This is a genomic window from Calothrix sp. NIES-2098, assembly GCF_963875125.1.
Lineage (GTDB): Bacteria > Cyanobacteriota > Cyanobacteriia > Cyanobacteriales > Nostocaceae > Aulosira.
This window is the reverse complement of the sequence record NZ_CAWNKJ010000001.1, coordinates 1832593-1851141: the sequence shown is the minus strand read 5'-3', so window position 1 is coordinate 1851141 and position 18549 is coordinate 1832593. Positions and strand designations below refer to the sequence as shown.

Below are 18549 nucleotides of genomic sequence, written 5' to 3'. Positions count from 1 at the left end.
TATCAACCTTTATTAAGTTAAATTCTTATCATCAAATTTCCAAAATCTCGGTTGATAAAATAAGTTACTTTTCATACTATATATTGCACCTCTAGAATCGTTTACTTTAAATCTAAAAGATTCAAATGTATCAAACCTATAGTCAGGTTTTCTTTGAATATATATATCCATTTCATAAATGCCTGCTCTTAACCCACAATAGGGCAAGTAAACTTTCATTTCTGTATGACCAGGATCTAGTGTTGCTGCTTTACCGTCAAAAAGGCTAGATAGAACTAAAATAATTTCACCGTCTCTTGAGAAATCCTTAATTACCAAACCTAAGACTACTTCTTTCTCTTTTTTGTGTACTTTACAACCTACACAAATATTAATAGGTTCGCCAACTTCTGGAAAATCTATATGATCTTCATTTTTATCTTTAAAATAAATAGATGTAATGTCTATACCTCCACTTTCTGTTTCCGGCTTTTCAGAGAGGATCAATTTTCCATCTACATTATCAGTTTTAATTATAAACAAGTCTTCTTCATACCTTTTTAGCACTGAAGCTGTTGCTCCAGACTTGATTAAATTGCCCTTTAAAAGGTATACCGAAGTTTCGCATAAAGCCATTATTGATGTTGAAGAATGAGAAACCAGTATAAAAGACGTTCCCTGACCTCGAATTTGTTGTAACTTCCTTGCACACTTGTCTCTAAACTTAGCATCTCCAACAGCTAACACTTCATCAATTAAAAGGATGTCTGGATTAGTATGAATAGCACTCGCAAACCCTAACCTTGCAGCCATCCCGGAACTATAAGTTTGAACTGGTGCATCAATCGCATCACCAATTTCTGCAAATTCTACAACTTCATCAAATCGTTCATCAATTTCTTTCTGGGATAAACCTAAAATTGACATATTTGCATAAATATTCTCTCGCCCTGTCAAGATTGGGTTAAATCCTGCTCCCAATGCAATTAATGGTGCTACTCTACCATTAACCTCCACAAAACCTGTATCTGGTTTAATCAAACCTGCAATAATCCGCAGTAGCGTCGATTTACCACTACCATTTTTTCCAACTAAGCCGAGTGCTTCTCCTCGACGTAATTGAAAACTTACATTATCTAGCGCCCAAAACTCTTTTGTTCGCAATTTATCACTTTTTTCGCGTATCCCTAATAATTCCGAGGCAATATCTTGAACACCATACATCAAAGACCGCTTTAAATCTCTACAAAACTTTTTAGAAACTCCATTAACTGAAAGCACAATATCGTTATCATTATCCTGTGGCTTTACTGCCATTTCTTGCTCATTGATGCTAATCGTCATTATGAACTAATCCTCTCAATTACAAAGGGCATTGCCAGACGATAAATAATCCAAGCTAGTAGCAATCCTAATATTGCAATTAGGCTGGCTATCCAAAATCCCTGCGGGTCAGAGATGACACCTGTTGTTGCTAATTCTCGTGTTGTTACTAACAAAGGAGTAACAGGATTTAGTTTGACAATACTGCCAAATACGCCATTACTAGGAACTGGATAAACAACAGGTGTAAGGAACAACCAAAATCCAGTAATCAATGTTAATCCTTTGGTAACATCCTGATATAAAGCACCCATTGGGGATAACAATAAACCTATAAATGTTCCTAGCAATATTAAATGAATTAATGCTACTGGCGCTAGAATTACACTCAAAGTTACTGGAATTTTGAACCAGATAAATAAGCCTACAATTAATATGAGCTTGATTCCAAAGTTAAAAAATACTTCTCCTAATTTAGCAACAATCAATGCTTCGTGAGGGAAGTTAATTCTTGCCAACATTGCTTTAGCTGCTGTTACTGCTTGTACTGGGCCATTTAATGCTTCAATAAAGGTCTGCCACAGCGACATGCTGAACATCACATAAGCTGCATAAGGTAATTCTGTATTACCAATGTTGACAATACCATTGCTTTTCGCAAGTGTAAAACCAGCTGCTGTAATTACTGGTGGGATAAATGCCCAAAAAATTCCTAACAACGATTGACGGTATTGAGCGCTGATATCGCGAATTAACAACCGCCAAGCTAATTCTCGCGATGCTAGTAAATCCCGCCCCATTTCTCGAAATAATTGTAGCGGATGTCTTATTCGACTTTCAGGTCGATACACAACTCTGGTTTTTTTCAGCATCATTACAGATTCATAATTTATGGGGCAAATAAATATCTATCTTCTGCCAGAAAGTAAAATAGCTTTCTGCACCTGTGAGAAGGCGTTCCGATAATGTAATGAGATTTGATGTTGAAGTTGATCTGGTTACATTAGCTTGATTGCAAATCACTTGCAAATTCTAGGTTTTGTACTATTTACAGAAAAATATGTCTTTTGGTAGTGACGCAAACATGCTTTCTCAATCTTTATTACTATCAACGAGGACTTATGCAACACGATCTGATGAAAGTAGTTGCTTAGTTGCTAACCACATAAAAGGTGGAATTGTTTTAATATAACGACTCCACAGACGGCGCGGTTCTTGAATCCAGCGATAAAGCCATTCAAATCCTAATTCTCTAACTATGCGGGGTGCGCGCTTCTGAATTCCTGCATACACGGGGAAAACGCCTCCGATCCCCAGCATAACTGCCTGAATTTTACCTTTATGCTGGGCTATCCAATTTTCTTGTTTGGGACAACCTAGAGATACAAATACTAAACCCGCACCACTGGAATTAATTTTATTAATCAGTTCGGCATCTTCACTTTCAGTCAGCGGGCGAAAGGGTAGAGGTTCCATTGCTGCGATTTTTAGCTTCGGAAATTCTTGCTCTAGCCTTTTTCGCATTCTAGAAAGGATTTCTGTTTGCGAACCAACAAAGAAAACACTCACATTTTGTATTTGAGCTAACTCACACAATCCTTGTAGGATATCCATCCCAGCTACCCGATCTTGGTAACGCGCACCCAATTGCCGCATCATCCAAACTAAAGGCATACCATCAGGAGTAACGACATCCGCATTTCGTAATACACTAGCAAACTCTGGATTCCAGTGTGCCTCCATCAGCATGTGTACGTTAGCTACACATACTGTTTTACTTTCGCGGGCGATCGCCCATTTTATTATTGTTTGGATCTGATCTTCAAAACGTAAGGCAGTAATGGGAAAATCCAGAACTTTTTGTTTGGGCAGAAATGTTATTTCTCCCATAAATTCCTCCTGTGTCAAAGACAAAAATCATCAATACCAACTAGTACATTTCCAACTGTCAACCAATTAGGTGGTACTGTTGCTGACGCTTTTCTAAGCTTTCGGCATGGTCTGACTCACACGGAGATGCAACAACTTTATCAGTAAATTTCTGGGAACCCTGGTATTTTTCAAACATCTGACCACCGTATATTAGTTTACAAGCTGATCTGAAGCTTTTCCTAAACGCGTGTGAAAACTTTATAGTTACTTCATAAATAGTTTGTTTGTTCTTCATGCAATCTTTATAATTATTGTAAATATACTTAACTTAATCAAATTTTGTCATGATTATATGGCTATTTTGTGAAGTAACAATATAAACAATCAAGCTACTATCGCCCGATCTGTAAAATTAGGAAATCAAAAGCTTTGCTCAAAATCAAAACAGGCAGAGATTCAATACTGGTTAATGAGTATACTTGGTGCAGGATGAGATATTTGTGAGCGAGATTAAGCCTTTTTCTTTACTAAAGAATACTCGGACACTCAAACATTCCTGTTTGCAGAAGCTTTTATACTCAGTAATTCGATGGTATTTATATGAAGCCACAGATAGATCAAAATGTAGTTATTAGCATCTGTGGTTCTGAACTTGAAAGTGATTTTTTGAACAAAAACTTCAATCAACTTTCTCTGCTAAGGACGTTATTGCAGAGTGAGAGTTCCCTTACTCCAACAAGGCAGAAGGTAGCAGATATCAAGGAAGAAAGGTTTATTTCATAGGCTTTTAAGTAGGTGTAGGGTTGTTAGTGCCAAGCCGTTTATGGTTTTTTATGTGCTACCTAACTACATATTTTTCTAGCAGAGAGGCTTTGCAACTAAATATTTATTTTGGCTATTCTGCAATAGTGGCTCATCTGTCTTAACGGTGATTGATGATATTTTTAAATTTAAATCTCTATTTGTATCGCAAATTGCTAATATTTTTTGATTCTATAAATGAACTTTATTACTTATACAAATTCTTATGTTTGAAAATGTAGGAATTTCTGTTTGCTCATAGAGCCAAATAAAAAGGGAGAAGATGAATTTTATCTTCTCCCTTACCATTGTTTTTAATATTGTCTGCTTTTTTCTCTTCCTTCAGCCTTTGCCGCAACATCTGTCTTTGTTTTTTAAGTTGTCGCTGTCTGGCTGAACCACCTCTACCTTTATCGTTCCTTCCCTCTCGGCGAGGAGATTCCCATCTTTTTAATCTCATAATTTTTGATTTCTCTGGAATTTGACCAATTAATAAAGCAGTTGTCCTAGCTTATATACATATACTACCGCTTTTTTAGCTGCGATCGCTTGTTATATTAAGAAATTTTAATAGCTAACTGAAAGATGCAATGTAAATATCCCTGTATAAGTACTTAAAGTAAGTTATGCATATTTTACTTATCCAATAAGGATTTTCCCTATAATTAACTGTATAAGTAACTACATTTTTTATTTGGTAATATTACTGCTCTGGATTTATAGCTTTGGAAGAAGCATTAAAAAGATAGACGCAGTTTCCTAAGACGCAGTTTCCTATTTGATAGTTTCTATGACTTCAATAAAATATTTCATCACTACCAAGTTTCAAGTCTTGGCCTATAAATCTTCTCTATGGGCATAATACCGCTTACTATAGAAAAGCGAGAGGGTAAGATTACTGATAACTATACTTATTTACAGTGGGCAGGAGGAGAATCGAACTCCTATGACCGCAAGGTCGCCACATTTTGAGTGTGGTGCGTCTACCAGTTTCGCCACCCGCCCTTAGATGCAACTTTACCATTATACTCTATTCAAAAGTTTTGTGGCAATAAATTGATAATTATTTGAAAAATTTTGCTTATGTAGTAAATATGTACTATATTGTCGGGTGCTTTGGTGGGATACTCAAAATTTAAGACTTGACTAAAGAAGAATCGATATCCTGTAGCTGGGCACAACCGCTAAGTGCCATAGCCAAGCTTAATTCAGCTTCCAGTAGCGAGATGATATGAGATACACCGACTTTCCCGGCTACCGCCAATCCCCATAAAACAGGCCGTCCGATGAGTACGGCTTTTGCTCCTAAGGCTAGGGCTTTGAGGATATCTGTACCTCGACGGATACCTCCATCTAACAACACTTCGGCTTTACCATCCACAGCTGCGACAATCTCTGCTAAAGCATCTAAAGATGCGATCGCACCATCTAATTGTCTGCCACCATGATTAGAAACAACTATTGCTTGAACTCCACACTCTACTGCACGTACAGCATCATCTCCGCGCAGGATACCTTTTATCACCAAAGGTAGAGGACAGATTGATTGCAACCATGCTAGCTCCTTCCAAGTTAGTGCTGGGTTAAGCTGTTGGGCAAAGTAAGTAAATAATCGAGATTCACCTTGTGCATAGGGAATATCTAGCCCTGAGCTCGTTGCAAGATTGGCGGCGTGTAAGCCTGGTGGTAAAGAAAATTCGTTACGTCGATCGCGTTCTCTTTGTCCCAGCATAGGAGCATCGACTGTTAGACACAGTGCTTTGTAACCTGCGGCTTCGGCTCTTTCTACTAAGGCGCGAGTTAATCCTCTATCTTTATGGATATAAAGCTGAAACCATTGCAGAGCATTGGGGAAATTTTGCCGCACGGCGGCAACTTCTTCAATAGTTTTAGTAGCTAAAGTACTCAAAATCATCCCCACACCTGCTGAAGCCGCAGCTGTGGCGGTAGCTACTTCTCCGTCCGGATGTGCCAGACATTGAAAAGCCATTGGTGCAATTAGTAAGGGTAGCTCTAGAGGTTGTCCTAATATAGATGTAGTTAAATTGCGATCGCTCACATCTACTAACATTCGCGGTCGCAGTTTCAGGCGCTCAAATGCAGCGCGGTTATCTCGTAAGGTGATTTCATCCCACGCACCGCTACTGTAATAATCCAGCGCCATCTGTGAGAGATGCTGTTGTGCTAAGTGTTCGTACTCAAAAAGGTTAATTGGTTGCAAGTTCTTTTGACTGTTGACTCTTAACTTACCAGTTACGCCATCCACCTTTGGATGTAGCTTCTTGATTAGACTTCAGTCCATGACTGTGTAATAAACTTTGATATTCTTTACTACTTGCCCAACGGTCAATTTCTCTAGCACGGAGGACTGGTACAGGGTGAGTGAGTTGGGCGGTGCGGGCGGCTTTCACCATTTCGCCTAGTTCTGTCTTACTAATATCATCGTAGGCGCGAGCTTGAGCCACAAAGGCATCAAGGTTAAGTTGCGGTGCTAATGTTGGGGAACCACCTGCTAGTTTCATTAATACTGACATGACAACTTTGGGATTTTGGGTGGCTAGCAAGGCGGCGCGATCGCAGGTAAACTCAGCACAGCGTACCCATTCTAATAGTTGTGTCTGTATAGCTTGGGCAATTACAGCGCCGACGTTAGGCAAGATTGTTGCTGCTAACACTAATAAATTTACAGGAGTTAGGTAAACGCTGTGGTCGCATTTGAGGTGTCCTAACTCATGGGCAATTACTGCTTGAATTTCCTCTGGGGTGAGGATATCGATGAGGGAGGTATGCAGAACAACAAAAGGTTGCTGACCCCGCATGGCAAAGGTGTAGGCGTTAGGGGCAGGATGCTGCCTAACATACAACTGGGGAGGCTCTATATCTAATACTTTGCAAGCTTCTACCAACAGCTGATGTAAATCGGGCAGTTGGTTTTCACCCACCAGAATGCTGGAGGCGATATTTTCTACATAGAAAACCTGTTCTGCCATTGGCCCTAACCAATTCCGCACCATCATATCTAGACCTGGAATTTGCTTGAGAGTTTTAGTAGCTTCCAAGTCGAGTGGATGACGGAAAGAATCAGCTTTTAAACCAATCAGCGGCGTTTTTAATAATGACATATCGTAAAAAGCTTGAAAATAATAGCTTAGTGGAATGCTGCTATTTAGATAGACAGCCTCCTAAAGCTAGTATAACGATTTAGTAGGGGTGGGCATTGCCCACCTACCCACTAGGTCGTAATCGATGCTGGCGAATTGCTAGGGCTGGGGGTCAGTTCTGCATCTGTTGATGGTTCACCTACACGCAAGATTCGCGCGCCCAATTGCTGCAACTTTACATCCAGTTGATCGTAGCCGCGATCGAGGTGGTGCAATCCCTGAATCGTAGTTGTGCCTTCGGCTGCCAACCCAGCTAAAACTAGGGCTGCGGAGGCTCGCAGATCTGTACCTAATACTGGTGCGCCTGATAACATTGGTACTCCGCGGACAAAGGCCGCATTGCCTTTAACGCGAATATCAGCCCCCAAGCGATTTAACTCTGAAGCATGACGCAAGCGATTCTCAAATACAGATTCGTTGATCAGGCTGTCGCCTTCTGCCAAAGTCAGCAAAGCCATAAATGGCGCTTGCATATCTGTGGGAAAGCCTGGATGGGGTAAGGTTTCTATATCTGTGGCTTTCAGGGTTGTTGCTGGCAAGATACGTAAGCGATCTGGAGCTTCCTCAACGATCGTTACGCCAATGTCTCGCAACTTGGCAATTACTGGGATCAAATGCTCTGGGCACACTGATGATAAAGCCAGTTCTGAGCGCGTGATTGCGCCAGCGACTAAAAACGTTCCGGCTTCAATGCGATCGGGAATGATCGTGTATTCTACTGAATGCAACTTGGGAACCCCAACGATGGTAATCGTACTGGAACCCGCACCTTGGATCTTGGCTCCCATTGCATTACAGAAATTTGCCAGATCGACTACTTCTGGTTCCCGTGCGGCATTTTCGATGATCGTTTCGCCATCAGCTAGAGTAGCAGCCATCATCAATGTCTCTGTCGCTCCCACACTGGGAGTATCCAGATAAATTTTGGCTCCTTTTAACCTGCCATTACTCCCAGGAACATAGGCATTACAAATGCCATGTTCAATCTGAACTTCGGCTCCCATTGCTTGCAGTCCCCGGACATGCAAATCAACTGGTCTAGCACCAATTGCACAACCTCCTGGTAATGGCATCTGAGCCACTCCCAGTCGTGCCAAAATTGGGCCAATGGCAAAAAAACTAGCCCGTAGTTGGGTAACTAATTCGTAGGGAGCCTTGGATGTGGTAATTTCGCTAGCATTGATGTCTAAAGTGTCACCATTTCGAGTTAAACGAATCCCCAAAGCGGATAACACCTGACCCATCCGTTCCACATCCGCTAATAAAGGGACGTTACGGATGCGGCAATCGCCTGAGCAGAGCAAGGTTCCAGCCATGATCACCAGTGCTGAATTTTTAGCCCCGCTAATTTTTACATGACCTCGCAAAGGATGCCCTCCCCAAATTTGCAAGACTGAGGAGTCTGCTTCAAGAGAGGATTTGGCATCTGGTAAGCTGCTAGAAGGATTGATAAGCCTACCTCCAGAATAAATATGTCAATCTTAAAGGGTTGAAGTTGGTTTTGATTCTACAGTAAAGATTTGATTTGTCTACATTTTGTACCTGGATATTGGATAAATAATTTGTGGTTTTGCCTTGGTGCTAACTACTGTAAACAAGTACAGTTAAGGCTTACAGAGATTTTAAAATTCTTAAAATCACAAAAACTAGAATTTATTTTTTTGGCAAAAGTCTATACTCGGTAAAAACCAGATACAGGACTTGACAAATATTGATAAGTGAGTAATGATTATAAATTGTCGATATAACCTAGTGCCAGCGGAACTGGCGGAATTGGCAGACGCGCTAGATTCAGGTTCTAGTGCCGCAAGGCTTCCGGGTTCAAGTCCCGGGTTCCGCATTCAAAAGGATGAAGAATAAAGGATGAAATCAAAAACTTTAGCCTTCATACTTTACACTTCATCCTTCCTATGTTGACCAGTTTACAAAATCCCTTAGTTAAGCAAATTCGCAAGCTGCACTCTACGAAGGAGCGACACAAGCAGCAGCTATTTTTATTAGAAGGGACGCATCTGTTGGAAGAAGCTTGTGCGGTGAATTATCCCTTAGTGGCGGTGTGTTGCACTCCAGAATGGCAAGCAAATCATCCAGTATTGTGGGAGGAAGCCTGTAGTCGATGCGATCGCGCCGAAATTGTTAGTGAAGAAGTTTTAGCAGCGATCGCTACGACTGTACAACCAGATGGAGTAGTCGCCACCGCAAAAAGAAGCGATCGCACCTCTCAATTACCTGTGACTGGTATAGTGCTGGCGGTAGAAACTTTGCAAGATCCCGGTAATCTCGGTACGATTATTCGCACTGCGGCGGCGGCGGGAGCATCAGGTTTATGGCTAAGTGGAGATAGTGTAGATTTAGATAATCCAAAAGTTTTGCGTGCTTCTGCTGGACAGTGGTTTCGTTTAGCAACAGCAGTCACAGAAGATTTAAAAGCGACAATTCAACAAAGCCAGCAAGCGGGAATGCAAGTAGTAGCAACCTTACCCAGTGCGACTTTAACTTATTGGGAAATCGACTGGCGCAAACCGAGTTTAATTTTGTTGGGGAATGAAGGTGCTGGTTTGTCGGCAGAAATCGCAGCAATGGCAGATAAACAAGTAAAAATTCCTCTAAGTCCAGGCGTAGAGTCTTTGAATGTAGCGATCGCAGCGGCTTTAATGTTATACGAAGCCCAGCGGCAAGTGATTTATAAATAGTGAGAGATGTTGAATTGTGACGATTATAGTTGGCGTTCGGCTAAATATTGCTCAATATCGGCCACAGCATCTTCAAAGGCTTCTATATCAATAGCTGCCAAATCTTCTTCTTCTGAAGCTAGTCGGGCATCGCTGACGCTACCATTATGTAATTTTTGTGCCGCTTCATCCTCTATATATTGTTCTTGTAATAACATATCCTCCAATTCATCCAAAGCTGCTTGAAACTCTTGAGCAGCTGTTTCGCGTTCTTCTTGATGACGTTGCTCCATAATGTTGACCTGAGAATCTGAATTTACTGACATAATCTTGAGTGTATTGACTATAGTTTCATCTTTTGCAGATTTCAACTCATAGTCGCTACGATCGGGAATAAATTGTTTGAACCTGTATCAAATTTACATACTTCAGGCGAAAAAGTCTAAGTTATTTCATCTTGCCATTAGTTACTTGTCCCAGAGTGGAGTGTTGCCGAAAATTTATCTAACATAATACTGGGAATTGGTCGCGGACGCATTGTTTTGGCATCCACCCATACCCAAAGTGCTTCGGCTGTAACGAGCAAATCCTCTTGGTTGTGTTTGCGGATTTCGTAGCGTCGGAAGGCGCGAGTACCACGTATTTCCCTCAGCCAAGTGGTAACTTCTAGAGTATCTCCGGCTACTGCTGGACGTAGATAATCAATTTCTACTCGCCGCATCACAAATACACCACCCGATTCTTGATACACATCCAAAGTTAATCCCAAGTGTTCTGAATGTTCAATAGCTGCTTGTTCTAGGTAGTTTTGGTAGACAGCATTGTTGACGTGTCCGAGAGCATCCATTTCATAGTGGCGAACTCGTAATAGAGTTTTGAAGATTTGCATGGGTAAGTTGGTCGTTTGTTGCTGTTTTAGACTTTATTTATCTTAGTTTTTCTGCACCAGCAACATTTATACCCGTAGAACAGCTTCAATTGTGAGTTTACACAGGCGATCGCATTCACCACGAATCACCATTAACAATCGCACAACTACTTTAACTTTGATAGAGAGTTGCAGGCGACTGAGATACATGAGTAAATATACGGTTAAATTTATTCTTGATGTTCTATAGGCGCACACCACTGAGCAATTAATTCAATTTTTGCTTGCTGCATTAACTCTTCCACTTGAGCTTGATTGCAACTATAAGTAGATACTAATAATTGTTCAGCTTGGTTTTTTGCTTCATCAGCAGATACACCAAAGGTCATGATTTCTTCGTCTCGATTACCTGTAAGGCGCTCAATGGGAATAATACAAATATATTGTGGTTGATTCGATCTAATTTCTTGCACCATTATTTATCTACCAACCTCATGGATAAGAACTAGTCTATTGTCTCTATAGTTATTATCTAGTTTAAGACTGAGCGAATAACAAAGGGTGAATAATTACTAGCTTTGTCAGTCAGCGTTAAGATTTTTTTCAAATTAGCTCTACTGAGTATTATTAACAGTAACTCATGAGAAGATATATTGAGGTGAAAAACTATCTTTTTGTAAATTTAGGTAGTGATGGTAGCAGAGAAAAAAATTAATTGATTTAAAGTCAGTTAGTTATTCTCTGTAAGTGAACAGATCCATGCAAAAACTCTCCATAACAAACTTCTCTTTAATTAGTGCAGGCTCAATTAATTGAGTTTGATAGATATTGCATAAAAATAGGAGGTTAGATAATGGCTTTTCGGGATAATACTAGCAGCAATTTATGGCAAAAAATCCAACAAGATTCAGTCAGTTGGGGGTCATTAATACTCTGGGTTAGCGGCTTAGTTATACTGTTAACAACACTATTCCTGTTTTCTCGCATTTTAGACTAGTTAAGTCCGATATTTTCTGAGCCAGTAATTCACCTCACAGGAAAAGTTACTGGCTCATCAGAACATCGTTGCTCATCCCCTCATAAAAATCTATCTCAAGCGGGATTTCGGTAATTTAGATAATAAAATCAATAAAAAAATGCGACAGATTAATCTTTAGGGGCGAGGTTTTCCTGAGCTTTAAGCCTGTATGCCACAATTATTAATTGACTAGCTATAATTGGCATAAATTGATATTATCAAATTGCGTTAAAAGTTTTATGAACAATAAAATTTTAGGATCGGTCTTATTACTAGCTACTATTGGCTTTGGTAATCCAGTTAAAGCTCAACAACCTAGCAATACTGAACCAGTTCAATCAAATCCAGTTATCAATGCTTGTATTCAGAATAAAGCAGAGACTTTACCTAATCCTTTTAGTGATGTACCATCAGACCATTGGGCTTTTAAAGCAGTTATGACTATGCACTATTGCGGAGCCTTTCGCCAAGCTACACCGCCTGCTTTATTTCAGCAACTAAAACCTACTGAAACTCAACAGCAACAACCTCAACAGCAGCAGCCTCAACAATAAATCATATATATCCAGCAAGATTTATTATCTTTAAAATTTTGCTTTTAACTTTTGCATAAATCTCAACATTTGCGCTGCATGGATTTCATCTCCTAAATAACTGTAAATTTTGTATGCTTGACGGTAGTAATAAATAGCTTCTTGATAATGATTTAACTTGTGTAGAGTTGCAGCGAGGGTAAGTAATATTTGAGCTTCTTCACAATGGTTTTTTCTTTCTTGAGCTAGGATTAGAGAAGATTGTAAAAATCCTAGCGCTTGAGAGAATTGACCCTCACAGTAATATATTTTGCCAATCTTAAATAACAATTGTTGCTGACTGTGTTTAGCACCAATATCCTGAAAAATTGACAAAGATTGTTGATAGTAGACTTTAGCATATTCCTTTTTATTCAAGTTTTGGCATGTAGCTCCAATACTTGCTAGTGAAGAAGCCTCACCTAACTCACTTAATCGATTTCTGATTGGAATATTAATACTTAAAGATTCTATATTGGGTTTAACTGCTGGCTCAAGTAAATTTATTTCGCCGCACAACTCATTTAAGTTCTGTAAAATAGCAGGTTGGACTTTGCGATCGCCTATCTCATCAGAAATATCTAAGGCTGTTGTCAAAAACTCTATTGCTTTTTCATACCGATCTATCCCTTTATATGCCTGACCGAGATTGTGAAGACTAATCATCACGAGGCTTTCATTTTCGATTTCCCTGGCGATTAAGAGTGATTGATTGCAAAAGGTAATTGCTTTTTGCCACTGCTTTAACTGAAGATAAATGCCACCAATATTTGCTAGTGAGTCTCCTGTAGCTGGAATATCTTCCATTTCCTGAGCGATCGCAAGAGCTTTTTGCTCGTACTTAAGAGCTTGTTGATAATCTCCTAGACACTGGTAAACATTTGCTAGCGATCCTAAAGCACTTTGCTGGCTAATGCGCTCGTTTATTTCGCAACTAATAGCGAATTGATTTTGGAAGCAATCAATTGCTTTTTGATACTGACCCAAACTTTGATAATTATTTCCTAATCCCCATACACCTGCAATATGTAATATTTTATTTCCCGTCTTATAAGTAATTTTTAGCAGTTTGGTAAAATATTTAATAGACTCATCAGCTTGGCATAGTTGTCGATAACAATTACCTATGTTGTACAGAGCGACCTCTTGCCAATCTTCAGCCCCAATTCGCTGAGACAAGGCAAGAAGCAGTTTATGGTATTCCAAAGCTTGAGAAAATTTCAATAGTCTTTCGTATATAGCAGCTAGCTGGCTCAAGCAAGTTAGCTCTTGCTGTTGATTTTGGCTTTGTCGGGTGATTGACAACCTTTGTTGGTAATAAGTGAGCCTCCAGTGGAGGAGATGGGTAAGATTTGGTTCTTTTTCCTCTAACATCTTGAGTATTGCAGTATATTTACGACCTTATGCATGACTGTATGAAGTTGCCATCAAAATTATTTACAGTAATACGTAGCATTTTCCTAGGAGCCTGTCACGCATTAATTTGGTAATTTTTGAGCTTTTTAGATAAGATTTAAATTTCTTGGCCAAACCGTTAGCAAAATTTCATATTTAAAGTTGAATATAATACATTATTTTGAAATTGACTACGGATTTATCCTTGCTCGATTGGGGATTTTTAACCATTTTCAGCGTTGTTTCTTTTAAAACATGATTCAGTCTTTAAAAAGCTAACTCGCAGATTAATAAAATCTTCACAGCTTATTTATTGATAATTTATTAGTAGCATTTTTTACAAAAAAATGTAGATAGATAAAAGCACATCGTCTTCATGAAAAATTTACAAAGATGGGTATATAAAGTTAATTAGCTATTACGTATTTAATTTGTATATCCTGCACTAAGGTTTTAAGTATGGGCAAGTTTTGTGAAACTGAAAGCACCCTCATCTCCTAACCCTTTCTTCCATTCTCGCAGAATGGTAATGAGATTTCGCCTTCCCTCATCCAAAATGGAGGGCTGGAGGTGAGGAAAAACGCGATCGCAAAACAGGTTTCACGTTCAGTTGCTACTAATCCTGCATTGCTCAAACTTTACTCACGTAATTTGTATCATTATTAAACTGAAATTTTATAACTTCTGATTTACCGTTGCTACAGTAATCTCAAATAGGTTGTGAACCTGCGAGCGAACCCATACTAAGGCAATTTTATTTTCTCTTGTGTGTTGTTAATAAATTGTATTTTATTAACTAAATTATAATGTTATATTTCCTAAATTTTTAAATAAATCTCTAGACTTAAGACTAATTGATGAATCGAAAATCATAGATCTTCCCTAAGGTGAATTAACTTTTTAGCTGAAATTAGCCAATTATTTAATAGGTGGCTTTTCTGAAAGGATGATTTGTGTAGAAGTGTCTAAGAATCTGGGTATAGCGATTGCTGTAATTTGCAATTTACAGGTAGCTAGAGATAAAGCAGCAAAATCTTAGAGTCAGCTTTAGGAGCAATCGGTTTAGGTCAAATCAGCTTAAAAGGATTGCAGAGAACTTGTTATTGGAGCAAATTAATGGTGGATAGATTAAAACAAATCCAATTAAAATTAAAGTTTTTATTTGGTTCGCTTTTCTATTTGAGTTATGCTCCAAAAGCATTCTTATACACTTGGAAGCGAGATAGAATAGAACGCCAGTTTCTGAAAACATCAACAGAGGAAGGTTTTGGCAAACCGGGAAAGTTACTGCGTGCAGAACAAACAGCCAGAGGTGCTAATTTCTATTTCGAGTTGGCTGAGTTAGAAGTCTGTTTTCTGACTGAAGATTTAGTCAGAATTGATTGGAAACCTGGTATACCTCCCATTCCTTATGCAATTGCCCAACATGAATGGCAAGATGTAGAAACTCAGTTGACACAGACAGATACTAATTGTGCTGTGTCCAGTAATAGTCTGAGAGTAATTATTGAAGTAGATGGTAGTCTAAAATTCTGCGATCGCTCAGGCCAAGTCATCCGCGAAGAACTACCGCCCCAGTGTAAAAGTCAAGGATGGATTCATCAAGCACAACTGCGTTCAGAAGAACGTATTTACGGGCTAGGAGAACGGGCTTCTTCACTAAATCTCCGAGCCGCTAAAGATGAGCAGCAACAAAGTAAAACCTATCGGATGTGGAATTATGATGCTGCTGGGATGTATCCTCCAGGCTCAGACCCAATGTATCTCTGCATTCCTGTCTATTTGGGTCTGCACTCGCTTGGCAGTTATCTAATTTTTTATGAGAATTCTTTTGATGCTAATTTTACCTTTGCCGAAACTGCCACAGCTGACTTTACTGGGGGATCGCTGCGTTATTATTTGACTGTGGGTTCGCCAAAACAGCTAGTAGAGCGCTATACCGAATTGACTGGACGCGCGCCCCTACCGCCGAGATGGGCGTTAGGCTATCACCAATCTAAATGGGGGTATCGTACAGAATCTGCGGTGAGGGAGGAAGCGAGAGCTTTTCAAGATCGCAAGCTACCTTTAAGCGCGATTCATTTAGATATTGACTGTCAAGTTGGATACCGAGCTTTTACCATTGACCCGGAACGCTTTCCGAAATTGGCGAGTTTTACCCAAGAACTTGCGGAAATTGGTGTGCAATTTATCGCCATTCTCAACCCAGGAATTAAATACAGTCGCCACAGTAATCTGTTCTTAGAAGGTCAAATATTAGATGGATTTTGCAAACTCCCGAATGGCAAACTTGTAGTTGCGCCTGTGTGGCCTGGTTGGTGCGTATTTCCCGATTTTACCAATCCCAAGGTGCGCAGTTGGTGGAGTCGCCAGTATGCATATTTGTTGGATGTGGGCGTGGCAGGTTTTTGGCATGATATGAACGAACCTGCGGCTTTTATTACTTCTGGCGATCGCTCTTTGCCAAAAGTTACTCAACATTATATGGAAGGTAGAGGCGGCGATCACCGGGAAGCACATAATATTTACGGATTGTTGCAAGCAGAAGCAGGCTATGAAAGTTTGCGTCAATACCGCAAAGAAAAACGACCTTTTATAGTTTCCCGTGCAGGTTGGGCAGGACTTCAACGCTATGCTTGGACATGGACTGGGGATATTGAATGTACTTGGGGTGCGTTACGCCAAACAATATCAACAATTGTCGGTTTAGGGCTTTCTGGAATTCCCTATAGCGGCCCGGATATTGGTGGTTTCCAAGGTAATCCTAGTGCGGAACTATACTTACGTTGGTTCCAAATGGCAACGTTTTTCACGTTTTATCGAACTCACTCATCTAATAATGTAGAACACCGCACGCCCTGGACTTACGGCGAACCTTATCTGAGTATCATTCGTTCTTTCTTACAACTGCGTTATCGTCTGCTGCCGTATTTCTATACTTTATCCTGGGAAGCGACACAAAAAGGTTATTCTCCCGTGCGTCCTGTATTTTGGGCGGCTGACGATGACACAAAACTATGGGATATAGAAGACGCTTTCTTATTAGGCGATGCTTTACTGATTTGTCCGATTGTCGAAGAGGGAGGGCGAATGCCTACGGCAGAGCTTCGCTCAACGCGACAGATTATTTTACCGCCAGGACGTTGGTATAGTTTTTGGGATGACACGGCCTTTGAGGGCGGACAACAGTTTAGTCTTGCAGCACCGCTAGAAACTATTCCTGTGTTGGTTAAAGCTGGGAGTATCTTACCAATGGAAGAAAATCAACAACTTACTCTCCATCTTTATCCACCGATGGAAGGTGAAAGTTTTACTCAGTTATACAGCGATGCAGGCGATGGTTACGGTGCATCCCGACTGGATAAATTCCAGTTGGTAAGATTGGCAAATGGTTTAGAACTTACTTGGCAAGAAGCCGGAGATTATCCTTTTGCTTACACCAGCGTACAGTTACATTTGCATGGAATGAAACTTCAACAAGCTTGGGTAGATGACGCAGAAGTTACTTGTCAAGGACAACAATTAAAGTGCGATCGCTTTTTCAAGGTTCGCTTGCAAGCAGAATAAGTCACAAACTAAAAAAAAGCGGCTGGAAAATCCATACCGCTGCATGTTTCCATAAAAAACAGTAACTGCAAAGTTACCATTTTAAGGAATATAGAGAAGAGAGTATTCTCTCCGCTCAAAATCTGTATTCAGTTGTTGTAATTTGAGTCTTTTCTTGAAATACAACTCTAGATGTTTTGCTTTTGTAATTACCACGATATTGATAGAAATTCACCCAAAAATTATGTAGGATTCATGGTACTAAACCATTGTTCATCTTGGGTAAATAGAATATCAAGAGTGACATTGGGAAATTCTTGTTTCACAATATCTGTGATTTGATGTCGCATCGCATCAATTTCTTCGAGACTAGTTAATTTCTCATCGTTAGGCAATAACCAGTAAAGATGGAGATATAAAGCTTCTCCAACTTCTGTCATTCGCAAATAACGTCTGGCACAAGGAAACTTTGTTGTTGCAACATCTAGTAAATTATTAATACGTTGTTGCAAAGCTGCCTGAGGAGCACCTAACAGAAGTTGATTCAGACTTTCAAGTATGACTTTAGTAGGGACAGGCACAGTGAGCATGACTAATATGATAACAATTGTGGGGTCGGCATAAGGCACAAACCACGCAAAAGAAGTACGTTTAATTAGTGCGACAATACTAAATACAATCCCCACAGAAAGACCAATTATCCCATTAATCATCCAATTTTTTGCATCTACACGTACTATTGGAGATCCTGTCTTTTTGGCAATTATGGTATGTGTAATCGAAACGACGAGACAGGTAAATGCAGCAATTACCGCATAAATTACTACTACTCCTGCATCAAGATGTCTCCCTCCATGTAACAATGCAGCCGCTGAAGAAGCAAAGGCAAACATCGATAATCCAGCAATCAGTAACGACTTACATAAATTAAGTAAGGGAGTAAAGCCTTTATAACCAAATTGAAATCTTCGCCCATCTGGTCGTTTCAATAAACGAGAAATCCACAATGTGGTTAATGCCATTATAAAAGTAATCACATTAAAGAAAGCATCAAGCAACACTGCTCCGGATTGGACGGCTAATCCGAAGGAAAGTCCTAAAATTGCTAGAAATAAAGCACCACCAATAGATAAGTAGATGCTGGTTTGTTCAAGACGCGCACTATTCATAAACAAGAGTTAGGTATTTAGTCATTTGTTAACTGACTCATGCTTGCTAGACAAGCTAATGTCTATGTTTATACTTAGGATATAGCAAGCCTATCTCTAATGACAGTTGTGTTGCAAAATTTAGTATGCTAAAAAACTTTTCTGTAGATTGGTTTTGATAGCTCAGATTTTAA

Annotated in this window: 16 protein-coding genes and 2 tRNA genes; 4 read left to right on the top strand and 14 right to left on the bottom strand. The window is 39.7% G+C overall.

The genetic code is table 11. The features are described from left to right. Positions 1-12 precede the first annotated feature (12 nt). The 8 genes from AACU33_RS07800 to murA all read right to left on the bottom strand — a co-directional run bounded on the left by AACU33_RS07800 (position 13) and on the right by murA (position 8587). The gene (locus tag AACU33_RS07800; RefSeq protein ID WP_096587959.1) at positions 13-1323 is read right to left on the bottom strand and encodes an ABC transporter ATP-binding protein; all 1311 of its coding nucleotides are present in this window, start codon (positions 1321-1323) and stop codon (positions 13-15) included. Further along, complete coding sequence (locus AACU33_RS07795; RefSeq protein WP_445291750.1) at positions 1323-2177, bottom strand: ABC transporter permease; 855 nt, start codon at positions 2175-2177, stop codon at positions 1323-1325. The genes AACU33_RS07800 and AACU33_RS07795 overlap by 1 nt, the downstream gene beginning before the upstream one ends. 244 nt (positions 2178-2421) lie before the next feature. Continuing rightward, positions 2422-3192, bottom strand: coding sequence for a WecB/TagA/CpsF family glycosyltransferase (locus tag AACU33_RS07790; RefSeq protein WP_096587955.1), 771 nt, complete (start codon positions 3190-3192; stop codon positions 2422-2424). A gap of 1039 nt (positions 3193-4231) precedes the next feature. Next, on the bottom strand, positions 4232-4435 hold the full coding sequence (locus AACU33_RS07785; protein WP_096587949.1) for a hypothetical protein: 204 nt from the start codon (positions 4433-4435) through the stop codon (positions 4232-4234). Between the two features lie 461 nt (positions 4436-4896). Further along, positions 4897-4980, bottom strand: a tRNA-Leu gene (locus AACU33_RS07780). 130 nt (positions 4981-5110) lie between these two features. After that, positions 5111-6241 (bottom strand): alpha-hydroxy acid oxidase, encoded by a 1131-nt coding sequence (locus AACU33_RS07775; protein ID WP_096587948.1) that lies wholly within the window; start codon positions 6239-6241, stop codon positions 5111-5113. Continuing rightward, the gene (locus AACU33_RS07770) at positions 6222-7097 is read right to left on the bottom strand and encodes a M48 family metallopeptidase (RefSeq protein ID WP_096587946.1); all 876 of its coding nucleotides are present in this window, start codon (positions 7095-7097) and stop codon (positions 6222-6224) included. Before AACU33_RS07770 ends, AACU33_RS07775 begins: the two co-directional genes overlap by 20 nt. Positions 7098-7207: 110 nt before the next feature. Beyond that, a complete protein-coding gene (gene murA, locus AACU33_RS07765) occupies positions 7208-8587 on the bottom strand; it encodes a UDP-N-acetylglucosamine 1-carboxyvinyltransferase (RefSeq protein ID WP_096587944.1) in 1380 nt (459 codons plus the stop codon). Between the two features lie 307 nt (positions 8588-8894). On the opposite strand from murA, the gene AACU33_RS07760 reads away from it, so the two are divergent. Continuing rightward, a tRNA-Leu gene (locus tag AACU33_RS07760) sits at positions 8895-8976 on the top strand. Between the two features lie 70 nt (positions 8977-9046). Continuing rightward, a complete protein-coding gene (locus tag AACU33_RS07755; protein WP_096587942.1) occupies positions 9047-9829 on the top strand; it encodes a TrmH family RNA methyltransferase in 783 nt (260 codons plus the stop codon). Between the two features lie 23 nt (positions 9830-9852). On the opposite strand, the gene AACU33_RS07750 is transcribed toward AACU33_RS07755, so the two are convergent. From AACU33_RS07750 to AACU33_RS07735, 4 genes are all read right to left on the bottom strand, one after another. Then, positions 9853-10134, bottom strand: coding sequence for a hypothetical protein (locus AACU33_RS07750; protein ID WP_339375837.1), 282 nt, complete (start codon positions 10132-10134; stop codon positions 9853-9855). 137 nt (positions 10135-10271) lie between these two features. Then, the gene (locus AACU33_RS07745) at positions 10272-10697 is read right to left on the bottom strand and encodes an acyl-CoA thioesterase (RefSeq protein ID WP_096587940.1); all 426 of its coding nucleotides are present in this window, start codon (positions 10695-10697) and stop codon (positions 10272-10274) included. 66 nt (positions 10698-10763) lie between these two features. Beyond that, on the bottom strand, positions 10764-10886 hold the full coding sequence (locus tag AACU33_RS07740; protein ID WP_339375836.1) for a hypothetical protein: 123 nt from the start codon (positions 10884-10886) through the stop codon (positions 10764-10766). A 20-nt stretch (positions 10887-10906) separates the two neighbouring features. Further along, positions 10907-11152, bottom strand: a complete 246-nt coding sequence (locus AACU33_RS07735) for a hypothetical protein (protein WP_096587938.1) — start codon at positions 11150-11152, stop codon at positions 10907-10909. Between the two features lie 781 nt (positions 11153-11933). On the opposite strand from AACU33_RS07735, the gene AACU33_RS07730 reads away from it, so the two are divergent. Continuing rightward, positions 11934-12248, top strand: a complete 315-nt coding sequence (locus AACU33_RS07730) for an S-layer protein (RefSeq protein WP_096587936.1) — start codon at positions 11934-11936, stop codon at positions 12246-12248. Between the two features lie 30 nt (positions 12249-12278). Here AACU33_RS07730 and AACU33_RS07725 read toward each other — a convergent pair whose 3' ends face one another. After that, the gene (locus tag AACU33_RS07725) at positions 12279-13640 is read right to left on the bottom strand and encodes a tetratricopeptide repeat protein (protein ID WP_096587935.1); all 1362 of its coding nucleotides are present in this window, start codon (positions 13638-13640) and stop codon (positions 12279-12281) included. 1137 nt (positions 13641-14777) lie between these two features. On the opposite strand from AACU33_RS07725, the gene AACU33_RS07720 reads away from it, so the two are divergent. Continuing rightward, on the top strand, positions 14778-17228 hold the full coding sequence (locus AACU33_RS07720) for a TIM-barrel domain-containing protein (protein ID WP_445291749.1): 2451 nt from the start codon (positions 14778-14780) through the stop codon (positions 17226-17228). A gap of 221 nt (positions 17229-17449) precedes the next feature. Here the strand turns inward: AACU33_RS07720 and AACU33_RS07715 are convergent, their stop codons facing one another. Next, positions 17450-18376 carry a cation diffusion facilitator family transporter gene (locus AACU33_RS07715; RefSeq protein WP_096587933.1) on the bottom strand — a complete coding sequence of 309 codons (927 nt, stop codon included), beginning with the start codon at positions 18374-18376 and terminating at the stop codon, positions 17450-17452. Between the last annotated feature and the right edge of the window lie 173 nt (positions 18377-18549).

Bases quoted from the DNA above. Each gene is read 5' to 3' on its own strand.
- AACU33_RS07800 (WP_096587959.1), bottom strand. From the start codon at position 1,323: ATGACGATTAGCATCAATGAGCAAGAAATGGCAGTAAAGCCACAGGAT.
- AACU33_RS07720 (WP_445291749.1), top strand. From the start codon at position 14,778: ATGGTGGATAGATTAAAACAAATCCAATTAAAATTAAAGTTTTTATTT.
- AACU33_RS07795 (WP_445291750.1), bottom strand. From the start codon at position 2,177: ATGATGCTGAAAAAAACCAGAGTTGTGTATCGACCTGAAAGTCGAATA.
- AACU33_RS07715 (WP_096587933.1), bottom strand. From the start codon at position 18,376: ATGAATAGTGCGCGTCTTGAACAAACCAGCATCTACTTATCTATTGGT.
- AACU33_RS07785 (WP_096587949.1), bottom strand. From the start codon at position 4,435: ATGAGATTAAAAAGATGGGAATCTCCTCGCCGAGAGGGAAGGAACGAT.
- AACU33_RS07790 (WP_096587955.1), bottom strand. From the start codon at position 3,192: ATGGGAGAAATAACATTTCTGCCCAAACAAAAAGTTCTGGATTTTCCC.
- AACU33_RS07755 (WP_096587942.1), top strand. From the start codon at position 9,047: ATGTTGACCAGTTTACAAAATCCCTTAGTTAAGCAAATTCGCAAGCTG.
- AACU33_RS07750 (WP_339375837.1), bottom strand. From the start codon at position 10,134: ATGTCAGTAAATTCAGATTCTCAGGTCAACATTATGGAGCAACGTCAT.
- AACU33_RS07725 (WP_096587935.1), bottom strand. From the start codon at position 13,640: ATGTTAGAGGAAAAAGAACCAAATCTTACCCATCTCCTCCACTGGAGG.
- AACU33_RS07735 (WP_096587938.1), bottom strand. From the start codon at position 11,152: ATGGTGCAAGAAATTAGATCGAATCAACCACAATATATTTGTATTATT.
- AACU33_RS07770 (WP_096587946.1), bottom strand. From the start codon at position 7,097: ATGTCATTATTAAAAACGCCGCTGATTGGTTTAAAAGCTGATTCTTTC.
- AACU33_RS07740 (WP_339375836.1), bottom strand. From the start codon at position 10,886: ATGTATCTCAGTCGCCTGCAACTCTCTATCAAAGTTAAAGTAGTTGTG.
- AACU33_RS07745 (WP_096587940.1), bottom strand. From the start codon at position 10,697: ATGCAAATCTTCAAAACTCTATTACGAGTTCGCCACTATGAAATGGAT.
- AACU33_RS07730 (WP_096587936.1), top strand. From the start codon at position 11,934: ATGAACAATAAAATTTTAGGATCGGTCTTATTACTAGCTACTATTGGC.